Source organism: Catellatospora sp. NPDC049609 (assembly GCF_040675365.1).
GTDB lineage: Bacteria > Actinomycetota > Actinomycetes > Mycobacteriales > Micromonosporaceae > Catellatospora.
Genome location: NZ_JBFAOU010000236.1, coordinates 1 through 10,437, shown reverse-complemented (window position 1 = coordinate 10,437; position 10,437 = coordinate 1). Strand labels below are relative to the sequence as shown.

The following is a 10,437-nucleotide window of genomic DNA, read 5'->3' as shown; positions in this document are numbered from 1 at the left end:
GCTACCTGGCCCGCGAGATCTACCAGATCATCACCGCTGAACACCCTTATGGATGCCAAGCCTCAGCGGCTTGACATCCATAAGAGCATCCTCCGATCACCCGAAGGTGGATCCGTCCGCGTGTCTCGATAGCGCCTCGAACAGGTGTTCGATAAAGTCCGGTGCATGGCAACCTGGACCGCATTCGCCGCCGCCACCCCGTGGCTGGCCTCGTCGATCCGCGCCCTGCTGCACCAGTACGGGCCGGGCATGGGCTACCTGGCGACCGTACGGGCCGACGGCGGGCCGCGGGTGCACCCCGTCTCCCCCATCGTCGCCGACGACGGGCTCTACCTCTTCGTGATCGACTCGCCCAAGCGGCGCGATCTCGAACGCGACGGCCGCTACGCGCTGCACGCCTTCCCCGCCGAGGACACCGACGTCGAGGCGTACGTCAGCGGCCGTGCCGTGCCGGTCACCAGCGTCGCCGTCGTCGACCGCCTGGTCCGGCTGCACCGAGCCGCGCCGACCGTGGACTGGCGGCTCTACGAGCTCACCGTCGAGTCGGCGCTGCTGCACCGGCACGAGCCGGGGGCGTACCCGATGACCTGGCGCGACCCCGCCAGCAGGCGCGAGCCGGCGGCCGACCGCCGGCCGCGCCAGCCGTTTCTCCAGCTAGTGGCGGCGTAAGGCGGGAAGGTGGCGGATTGCGGCGGTTACCTACGTGCACGCGCCTGGCAACGTCAGGTACAGTGGTGCCGCTCGCGGGTGTAGTTCAATGGCAGAACATCAGCTTCCCAAGCTGACAGTGAGGGTTCGATTCCCTTCACCCGCTCCACGAAGAAAAGCCCAGGTCGGAAGCGATTCCGAGCCTGGGCTTTCATTTACTCCAGCGTCCGCGATGATCTAGTGGGCCATCCACGGGCCACTAACTCACCACGGCTCCCACGCCGGCCGCACCGTCGTCCGGGTCCTGTCGCGGCCGGGCCTTATCTATGGCGGCACCGAGAGCGTCGGCGATCGCCCGGTCCGACTGACTCGTCGCGTGCTGGTAGATCAGCGCCGCGGCGGGGCTGTCGTGACCCATGCGCGCCATGAGATCGCGCAGACTCGCGCCGGTCGAGGCCGCCAGCGTGTTGCCGGTATGCCGCAGGTCATGAAAGTGCAGACCCCGCCGCCCGATCTTCGTCACCGCGTCAGACCACGACACCAGCTGGTTGAAGTTGCCGCGCCAGATCAGCCGCCCGGTCGACCCGGTGAACACGAACGCCTCCGGGTCGTCGACGACATACGCGGCCAGGTGATCCGCCACTGCCGAAACGATGGCCGGCGGAAGCGTCACCTGCCGTCTACCAGCGCGAGACTTCGGAGGCCCAACCGTCAGCGGCTCACCACGGACCTCGACCAGCGATTGCCGAACCCGAACGACGCCCGCCTCCAGGTCCACATCCTTGCGCTGCAACGCCGCGACCTCGCCCCAGCGCAGACACCCAAAGGCCGCCACCAGCACCAGCGCCCGATAACGGTCGGGCATCTCGTCGACCAGGGCGAAGACCTCGTGCAGAGTCAGCGTCGGCCGTTCCGCCGCCCTCTCCTGGTCAGCCCCCGAGATGCGGCACGGGTTCTTACGCAGCAGCTCGTCCTCGTTGACCGCCGTCATGAGCACAGCCCGCAGCAGCCGGTACGCCTTGGCCGCGCCGCTGACGGAGACACCGTCTGTCAGCAGGTTGGCCCGCCACTCTCGGACCAGCGCCGTGGAGAGCTTGCCGAGCGGCACCCCACCCAGGTACGGCGTGATGTGCTTGGTCAGAGTCCAGCGGTACAGCGCCACGGTGCGCGGTCGCAGGTTCGGTCGCTGCGTGATCCACCGCTCCGCGTAGTCCTTGAGCCGGATCTCGGTGCGCACGGGGTCGACCCACTCGCCACGCATCATCTGCGCCTCGATCATCGTCAGGAACCGCTCCGCGTCGCTCTTCCTGACGAAGGTGTCCGGCGCGGAACGCAGCAGGCCATCCGGGCCGGGATAGCGGACCTGGTAGCGCCCAGACTCCCGCTTGCGGATGCTGCCGAACCGGCGGCGCTTGTCTGCCATCACGCCACCGCCTGGAGCGACGACCACGCGTCAGCCGACGAGAGCCGGTCGACACGGCCAGCGGAGATGAACGCCGACACGTCCGTCTCCGCCAGCCGCACGCTGCGCCCGAACTTGTGGAACGGGATACGCCGATCTGCGACGAGTCTGCGCACGTACCGCACGCTCATCGACATCCGCGTCGCCGCTTCCTCGATCGTCATCATGCGCTCCATCAGTGGTGTGCCTCCCCGCTGCCTCTTCTGCTGTCAGTTGCCGAAACTTCTGGTGGTGGTCCGGCCCGTAGGGCGCGGTCGATCTCGTTGCGCCATTGCAGGCGTTCGCTGATCGCGCGCAGGAGCCGATGCCCGAGTGGTGCGATGTCGGGGTCTGTCGGGCGGGCCAGCTCCCACGCGAAACGGGATGCGCTGGGGGTGCCGTCGGTAATGGGTTGGCCGGCGTGGTCGGTGTCGGTGGTGACGCCGAGGACTTGTTTGACCCAGTCGCGGTTGTCGGCGCGGTGGTCGGCCAGGGTCTTGCCCGACCACTGCCGGGAGATGAGGACGCGCCGGCCGCCCATGCCGAGGGTGTCGGGCTTGTGGACCTTGCCTTTGCACTGGCCGGGCCGCTGGTGCGGCTTGGGGTTGGTGGGCTGGACGCCGTGCAGCAGCCAGTTCGGGCACCGCTGCGAGCACGGCGTGAACCGCAGCTCCTGCCACAGCCGGTCGAGGTGGGCGCGCTGGCGGTCGGTGGTGGTGACGTGGCAGTCGGCGGCCTGTTTGGTCAGGTACTTGGTGATGTAGCCAAGGCACCGGTTCGAGTCCTTGCTCCCGGCGAGGACGCCTTCTGCTTTCATCTGCACTCCGAAGCGGGCCACGTGGACCGGTTCGGCGTCTTCGTCGGCGTCGACCTGGTCCATGGCCTCAGCCCACGTGAGCAGCGGCGTACCGGTGTCGGGGTCGGTGAAGCCGCCGGCGTTCTTATCCCAGACCGGGGGCCGGTTCGGGTCGTGGGTGTAGGTCAGCGGTGGCCACCACACCTGGTGGTAGGTAGCGGCGGTGACCTGGCGCAGCATGTCCCGCGGGATGGTGCCGCGGATGGCGAAGTGTGCGTGTGGGGCGAGGCGGCGTTGGGGTTCGACGGCTCCGGCGTATTGGACGTTCCAGCCGACGGCGCGGCGCAGGTTCTGCCAGAACCGGTCGAGCAGGGCCGGGAAGTGCACCGCGTCCCACGCCGCCCGCCGGTAGTCGTAGCTGCCCGGATTGACAGGCGTGCCGTCGTCGAGGACCCGGCCGTAGGAGTCCAGAGTCAGGGTCAGGAACAGCGACGGGCGGAACACCTGCCCGTCACGGCCGGCGTAGGTACGTCCAACGGTGCGCCGCTCGACCTTGCGGCGGGGAAGGTCAGGCGCGTCTTGACGCCGTTTCGTCGACCGGACGCGGCGGGAGCCTTCGACGGGGTCGCCGGAGTCGTCGAGCCCGCCGTGCGGCGGTGCCGGTCGCCCGCGCAGCCCGGAGGCGATGATCTCTTCGTCCAGGTCGGTGATGGCCTGGTCGACGGCGGTGATCTGTTCGGCGCGGGTTTCGGGGTCGAGGTCGGCGGCGAACAGTGCGGCGCGGTCGAATTCGAGGTGCGCGCGCACGACGACCAGGCCGCGTTGGTCGTCGGTGGCGGGGTCGGGGCCGGGTGATGGTTCGTCGTCGCGGTGCCAGCCCTCGCGGATCTGCTGGCGGCGCAACTTGCGCGCCTTGACAGCGCAGGCCGGGCACTTGGCTTCCAGGGTCGCGCCGCAGGGGATGTCGATGGTGGTGGTCTGGCCGGTGTCCAGGTCGGTGCGGCGCAGGCTGAGCGGGCGGGTGCAGACGCCGGCTTGGGTGGCGATGTCTTTGACGACGTCGACGGAGCGGGGCATGAGCAGCCGGGCGGCCCGGGAGCCCGGCCGAGGCGCAGTTGCCTCGGCCGGGCGCGGGGTGGTCGTTGGGGCGGTCACAGCGCCGCCACCGCCTGGGTGCCGTTGACCGCGGCCCGGTCGGTGTCGGGCCGGGCGGCGACGGTCAGCGGGCCAAGCCCACCCCGAGCCGTGTTCGGGGTGGTGGTGCGTAGGTGGCGCAAGAGTTCGCCGGCGGTGTTGTTGGCGACCCGCAGCCGTGCCCGCAGCTCGTCACGGGTGATCGGGCGTCCGGTGGCCTTGAGGTAGGCGGCGGCTTCGGACCGGGCGCGGGTGACCAGTTCGGCGGTGACGACCTGGTCCACGCGGTCGGTGTCCTCGGCGTCGTCCTCGTCAGCGGGGACGGCCGGGGACGGCGTCGAGACGGCCGCGACCGGGATCGGCCGGCGCTCCCACGTGGACGGTGCCACCGCCACCGGCGCAGGTGCGATGAGCGGCGCGGGTACGGGCTGGGGACGATCGTGGGGACGGTCCGGGACGATCACCGGCGCGGGCTCCGGCTCGGGGGCGGGGGTCTTGCCCAGGACCAGCTTGGCCAGGGCGGCGAAGGCGAGGGCGGGCACGACGGAGACCAGGCCGCCGAAGAAGCCGGGTTTGGCGACGGCGAGTTGTGCGGTGACGGACAGGATGAGTGCGCCGACGAGCAGGCACGCCGGGTAGGCGACGGGTTGGCCGGTGCGTCGTCTTCTGCGCATGACCAGTAGTGCGGCGATGGGGACGAGTTCGGAGACGACGGCGTTGGCCCAGCCGAACCAGTCGCCGGTGTTGTCGGGGCTGTTGGTCATGGTCCAGTCGTGGACGTGGGTGAAGGACGCTGCTCCGGCGAACCCGCCGACGGTGAGCAGGATCAGTACCAGGACCGCGCCTTCGAAGCGCTGGCCTTTCGTGTTGGTCCGCGCCGGCACCGTGGTGCCGGGGATGGCGGTGCCGGTCATCGTATTCCTCCGGTCGGTGGGGTACGGCGGGTGACAGTGGCGTAGACCCGGACGCCGCGTCGGGCGGTATCGGGTTCGGAGACGTCGGTGAGGGTGAACACGGTGTCGAGGACGGCCAGGGTCGCGGCGACGGCGGTGCGGTCGCCGATCAGCCGCAGCTGCACGGGCGAGGCGGGGTTCATGCGCCCGCCTCCGGGGTGTAGGCGGCGGCCAGGTCATCGAGGTGGCGGTCGGTGTGGAAGCAGAACCGGACCCGGTGCGGCTCCGGGGTGCCGTCCAGGCGCACGAACCCGACCCCCGGCAGCGCGACGGGGATCAGGTCGCAGGTCGCTCCCCGGTCGCGGGCACCGTCGCCGAGGATCAGGTCGACCTGCTCCGGCTCGGTCAGCCGCAGCGCGATCCGCGTGGGGAACAGGTCACGGAACGGCAGGACGTCCTTGCGCGGGTCCTGCACCGCACCAACCACGTGGATACCGACCGCCCGGCCCTGGCTGAGCAGGAGGCTGAGGGCGTCCTTGATCCGGTCGCGGGTCTTCTTGTCACCGACGTAGGCGGTCAGCGCGGCGATCTCGTCGACCAGGATCACGATCGTCGGGTCGCCCACCGTCGCGGTGTGCTGCCGTGCCCGACCACGCAGGCCAGCAGCACGACGGCGCAGCACCTTGACCGCGTCCTCGAGGTCGCCGGCCATGGCGTCGGCGTCCTCGTAGGCGAACCGGGCGAACAGCGGCGCACCTGCCGCGAGTTCCATGCCGCCCTTCGGGTCGAACGCCCACAACTGGACCAGGCCGGCGCGGACACTGCCCGCCAGGGCGGAGACGATCGACCACAGGACCGAGCCCTTGCCGGAGTCGGTCGCCCCGGCGATCAGGACGTGGGTGCCGGTCAGGCGCAGGTGCCACACCCCGCCGGTCTCCCGCTTGGCCACCGGCAGCGCGGCCAGGTTCGCCACGACCGGCACCGGGAACGGCGCGACGACCCGCAGCAGCCAGTCCACCCGCCGGAACTGCAACACCACCCGATCCAGCCGCTTGGGGTGGGCCACGACGCGGGCAGCGCGGGCCTTAAACGTGTACGCCAGCCGCGCGGCGACCTTGGCCCAGTCGTCGGGGTGCTGGCCTGCGATCAGGCGCACGGTGACGTCGTCGCCGTGGTCGTGGGAGCGGACCTTCACCAGGCGCGGGATGTAGCGCTCCCCGCCGACCGTGACCGCCAGGCCGGTGGTGGACGTGGCGGCCAGCCAGCCACGCCGGTACACCCGCACCCGACGCCACGCGCCCAGCATGGGGAACCCGGCGAAGCGCCAGAACGTGGCAGGGTGTGCCCGCCACCAGCCGACCAGCCCGGCGGCGGTGACCGTCGCGACGGCCGCGGTGCCCAGCCCTCCGAACTCGTGCGGCAGGTAGCCGACTGCCGCGACCGGTGCGGTGATGCGCCAGTTGCGGACCAGGAACCCGACCAGCTTGGCCAGGCCCCGACCGAGCCACCAGGCGAACATGGCCCAGCCGGGTACGCGCCAGGCGGGCACGCGCAGGTTGAGGGGTGCGGTGGGGAGCTTGTCGCCGTGCACGACGTTGACCAGCGGCATCACCGACCACCCCCCGAGCGAAGGCCGGCACGCTGCCGGGCAGCGGAGATGACGTGCGGGGTGCAGACCTCACACACCGCCGTGGCCGGGTTCCAGTCGTGCGGGGCGACCCACCGGTCGCAGGAACGGCACTTGAGCTTCAGGACCTGGACGCGCCCGCCGCGCACGTGGCGCTGGAGCCGGGCCGTGTGGCCGTCGAGGGCTCGGATGGTCTTGCGGATCAGGACTGGGGACTTCACTGCGACCACCGCCAAGCCGACGCTGCCTGCCGGTGCGCGGTGTCGGCGATCTTCCGGCCGCACGGACCGCAGTGCGTGTAGCCGCCTTCAGCAGGGAACTTGTTGCACAGCCAGCAGACCATCGCGACCGTTGCGATGGTCTTGGTGCGGGTTAGCATGGACACCACAACCCACCCCTTCCAAGGGGACCAATGGGATTGGGAACGCGGGCCGGGTGTACTTCCGCCAAGATGTGAACCCGGCCCGCGTGCTGTTCGGAGATCAGAGCCCCGCCATCGCAGGACTCGCCACCGCGGCGACCATGCCCGTCGCCCGCAGCGACCACGCCAGCTGCGCCCGGCACTGACCCGACGCCTTGCACTTCTGCTGATCCACCCACGGCGTCAGCGTCAGACCCTCGAACGCCACCAGCGGCGGGTAGCCCGGCACCGCCGGCGACGGCGGCACCGGCTGATGCGGCGCGGACACCTTCACCCGGACCTCCTTCGACCGGCCGAACTTGCCCGCCTCCGGGTCCAGGTCCAGGACCTTCACGTGCCAGACCCGCACACCGTTGTCGTCGCGCATCTGATCGTCGTCGTGCCCACGCAGCTTGAAGTCCTTCGCCGGCTCCACGGACAGGCACATCGCCCCAGCCGGGAACACGTACCCCGACTCCACCGGCACCCGCATCGAAAGCGGAATCACCTCACGGCCTCCTCAGGTCAATGTAGACTTTGATGCATGCATCATAATCACGATGTACGCATCAAGCCAAGGAGTTCGGGAACAAAAAATCCCCGGCGATCGCGCCGGGGATCCACAAAGGAAGATTATTTCGGTTTGTCCGGCCACAGCGCGGCGAGAACCACCGCTGCCACCTGTACGACGGCGGCGATCAGAAGCGGTGCACTGAGACTGGCCGCAGTAGCGATCACACCGCCGACGAGCGCCCCGATCGGGGCGGTTCCATTGCCGAGAACGCGGAAGGCCGTGACCACGCGGCCCAGGAGATGGTCCGGGACGAGAGCTTGGCGCGCGGATATGACCGCAACGGTAGCGAAAGTGGATGTCGCACCGATGATCATGAGAGCCACGCTCGCCAGCCACACAGATGGCACGAGAGCAAGGCCGAGGAACGCCGCAGCCTTCAGGATGTACGCACCGAGCATGCCGTGTCGGGGGCTCAGCCGTTTGGCAAGTCTGGGAGCTGCCCAACCACCGATGACCGCGCCGACAGCCTGCGCAGCGAGAAGCAGCCCATACCATGGCAGCGGCACTTGCAGGCTTTGAACGGCATACAGGACGAACGCACCAAATGCGATGTTACTGGCAAGATTACTGACTGACACCAACGCAGCAAGGCCGACGAGATCCCGCCGGCGTAGGAGCCAGACCATGCCCTCACGGATCGACGCCGTCACCTTGGCGCCATTGTGTGCAGGTGCAGGAGCGTCTGAAATTCCACGAAGAAGGAGCGCCGAGGCTGCGAAGCTGGCTGCGTCCACAGCGAACGGTGCCCACGGGTTAACGGCGAATAGAGCACTACCCGCCGGCGGTCCGACGAAACCACCCACAGCCGTCTCGGTCGCGGAAATGCGCCCGTTGAGCTGGGCCAGAGCAACAGGGTCTCGCCCGATGATCTGCGGGATGATCGCTTGAGCGGCCGCGCCGTGAAAGGTCTGGCCCGCCGTGATGAGAAAGGCACAGATTGCTACTGCCGCAACGTTCATGCTTCCCGCCAGAACCCCGGCGGCCAACAGCGCCAGAAGCATTGCTCGGGTCAGGTCGGCGACAATCATCACCCGTCTGCGTGGCAGTCGATCGACCCACGCTCCCGCGAAGGGACCAACTAGCAGCCACGGGGCGAAGGTAGCAGCGGTAACTGCCGAAATCGCGAGGGGGTTCGTCGTTAACGTGGTTGCGAGAAGAGGGGCTGCAGCCGCATACGCGCCGTCGCCAATCATACTGATGCCGGTAGCCCCCCAGAGCAGTCCAGCTCCTTGCATGATCCTAGATGGTCTGGGCGTGCTCACCATTGTGGTTGGCACCGCATCCGCCTCTCCTCGCTCAGCTGGAGATGTACTCCCCTCCAGCTTCGTTGGAACTATGCCCGCAGGCTGCCGTCCGTGATGCCGGCGACGAACGCGATCCATTCACGCTGGTCGAAGACCAGAATCGGTCCAGCGCCCTTCGCCTTGCTGTCCCGAACACCGATGTGTCCCTCGACAGTGGCAATCTCGACACAGCCACCGTCCTCGGAATGGATCGACTTACGCCAGGCTGCCGACGTGAAGTCAGGTGTACCCACCAGTTTCTCCTTATCTCGCGAGAGTGTCAGATACACCTTCGCTGACCGGCAGGGAGCGCGCAAGATCTTTCACGAAGCGTGTTGAATCCTCAGGAGACAGTGCTGCCTGCGACAGCCGGGCATGAGTCTCCCAGTACGGATTGCACTCGTCCTCGCCCGTGATCGTCAGTTCACCCCCGATGGTCTCGATATGGACCCGCGGTGGCTCACCACGGTCGCGGAATCGGTACGCCACGAAGGAGTGGGAACCCAGAGCCGTCATCGGGGCCGTCCATGGGATAACCCGCAGCGTGATGTTTGGCAGCTCCGCCAAGGTGGCCACACGGCTAAGCTGCGCCAGCAAGATCGACCACGGGCCAGCCGGGCGCCACCGCAACGCTGCCTCCTGCAGGACAAAGTCGTACTCCGGTGCACCGTGTTCGAACAGCACTCTCTGCCGGGCCAGTCGGGCCCCGACCGCGGCGTCCAAGTCACGTTGTCCGGTCCAGTCCGCCAGCTCCAGCACACACCGCGCGTACTCCGCGGTTTGTAGCAGCCCCGGGATCCAGCATGGCTGAAAGTGCACCACCCGGCAGGCCGTGGCCAGCAGGGCAGCTAGCTCCTCCTGACGGTGACGCATCCCGCCCTTGTGCAACGAGCGCCACGTGCGATCCACCGTCTGGGACGCCGCCACCAGTTCGTGTACTCGATCGCGCGGCCCATCCGACGCCTGGTACAGATCAAGAAGTAAGTCAACGTCTGCGACCGTGGGCCGCACAGCCCCAGTCTCCATGCGGCTGACCTTCGCCTGGTTCCATCCACAGGCGGCAGCCGCGGCCCGGCCCGACAGGCCGGCAGCCCGTCGGAGCGTCATCAACTCCCTCCCGAGCTGCCGAAGCGTGTCCGTGACCCTCGCCGTCACTACAACCACCACCTTGATGCGCGCATCGGAGGACAGTATGCGGCATGCCCGGGACAGAACGCACCGCACGATGCACTGACGTGGAGTCCGCGTCGTACGGCGGCGAGGTGCCGGAGCGGAGGCGATGTCAGGTTCCAGATGTCAGGCTCCGCTTGATGCGTGACGGAACGGGTAAACCGGCCGGGGTGCCGGCCGTCGGCCCAGCCCCACCTCAAGAGCATGCGCGGCTCTCCTCCTCCCGCGGGGCCTCGGCCTCCGGCCGAGCATTGGCTACAAGCCGCGGAACAGGGCTCAACCAACCCAACAAGATATCAAAAGGCCCAAAATGACCCTGTCCGTCCCCGTGATGCGGGGGACGGACAGGGTTGAACAACTACCTCAGGTCAAGTGACTAGTACGGCAGTGCCGGTTCGTGCTCTGAGCTGCCCGGATGCGTGAGGGCGGCCACCGCCTGATCATCGAATGTTGTGGACAAGTCGATAAGCA

At 68.6% G+C, this 10,437-nt stretch carries 12 protein-coding genes and 1 tRNA gene; 2 read left to right on the top strand and 11 right to left on the bottom strand.

All coding sequences use genetic code 11. The annotated features are described in order from the left end of the window. Window positions 1-165 precede the first annotated feature (165 nt). Window positions 166-669 (top strand): pyridoxamine 5'-phosphate oxidase family protein, encoded by a 504-nt coding sequence (locus AB0J67_RS36325; RefSeq protein WP_363489514.1) that lies wholly within the window; start codon window positions 166-168, stop codon window positions 667-669. Window positions 670-743: 74 nt separating this feature from the next. Beyond that, window positions 744-817: transfer RNA gene (locus tag AB0J67_RS36320), tRNA-Gly, on the top strand. Between the two features lie 90 nt (window positions 818-907). Here the strand turns inward: AB0J67_RS36320 and AB0J67_RS36315 are convergent. From AB0J67_RS36315 to AB0J67_RS36265, 11 genes are all read right to left on the bottom strand, one after another. Further along, window positions 908-2,071 (bottom strand): site-specific integrase, encoded by a 1,164-nt coding sequence (locus tag AB0J67_RS36315; protein ID WP_363489512.1) that lies wholly within the window; start codon window positions 2,069-2,071, stop codon window positions 908-910. Beyond that, window positions 2,071-2,274 carry an excisionase family DNA-binding protein gene (locus tag AB0J67_RS36310; protein WP_363489510.1) on the bottom strand — a complete coding sequence of 68 codons (204 nt, stop codon included), beginning with the start codon at window positions 2,272-2,274 and terminating at the stop codon, window positions 2,071-2,073. Before AB0J67_RS36310 ends, AB0J67_RS36315 begins: the two co-directional genes overlap by 1 nt. Before the next feature lie 11 nt (window positions 2,275-2,285). Beyond that, window positions 2,286-3,962 carry a replication initiator gene (locus AB0J67_RS36305; protein ID WP_363489516.1) on the bottom strand — a complete coding sequence of 559 codons (1,677 nt, stop codon included), beginning with the start codon at window positions 3,960-3,962 and terminating at the stop codon, window positions 2,286-2,288. A gap of 74 nt (window positions 3,963-4,036) precedes the next feature. After that, a complete protein-coding gene (locus AB0J67_RS36300; RefSeq protein ID WP_363489508.1) occupies window positions 4,037-4,933 on the bottom strand; it encodes a hypothetical protein in 897 nt (298 codons plus the stop codon). Then, a complete protein-coding gene (locus AB0J67_RS36295; RefSeq protein ID WP_363489506.1) occupies window positions 4,930-5,115 on the bottom strand; it encodes a hypothetical protein in 186 nt (61 codons plus the stop codon). Before AB0J67_RS36295 ends, AB0J67_RS36300 begins: the two co-directional genes overlap by 4 nt. Then, the gene (locus tag AB0J67_RS36290) at window positions 5,112-6,521 is read right to left on the bottom strand and encodes an FtsK/SpoIIIE domain-containing protein (RefSeq protein WP_363489504.1); all 1,410 of its coding nucleotides are present in this window, start codon (window positions 6,519-6,521) and stop codon (window positions 5,112-5,114) included. The genes AB0J67_RS36295 and AB0J67_RS36290 overlap by 4 nt, the downstream gene beginning before the upstream one ends. Then, window positions 6,521-6,760, bottom strand: coding sequence for a hypothetical protein (locus AB0J67_RS36285; protein ID WP_363489502.1), 240 nt, complete (start codon window positions 6,758-6,760; stop codon window positions 6,521-6,523). The genes AB0J67_RS36290 and AB0J67_RS36285 overlap by 1 nt, the downstream gene beginning before the upstream one ends. A 261-nt stretch (window positions 6,761-7,021) precedes the next feature. Beyond that, window positions 7,022-7,447 carry a hypothetical protein gene (locus AB0J67_RS36280; protein WP_363489500.1) on the bottom strand — a complete coding sequence of 142 codons (426 nt, stop codon included), beginning with the start codon at window positions 7,445-7,447 and terminating at the stop codon, window positions 7,022-7,024. A gap of 125 nt (window positions 7,448-7,572) precedes the next feature. Beyond that, entirely contained in the window at window positions 7,573-8,748 is a 1,176-nt protein-coding gene (locus AB0J67_RS36275; protein WP_363489498.1) for an MFS transporter, read from the bottom strand. 98 nt (window positions 8,749-8,846) lie between these two features. Beyond that, entirely contained in the window at window positions 8,847-9,050 is a 204-nt protein-coding gene (locus tag AB0J67_RS36270) for a DUF397 domain-containing protein (protein WP_363489496.1), read from the bottom strand. Between the two features lie 10 nt (window positions 9,051-9,060). Beyond that, entirely contained in the window at window positions 9,061-9,951 is an 891-nt protein-coding gene (locus AB0J67_RS36265; protein WP_363489494.1) for a helix-turn-helix transcriptional regulator, read from the bottom strand. Between the last annotated feature and the right edge of the window lie 486 nt (window positions 9,952-10,437).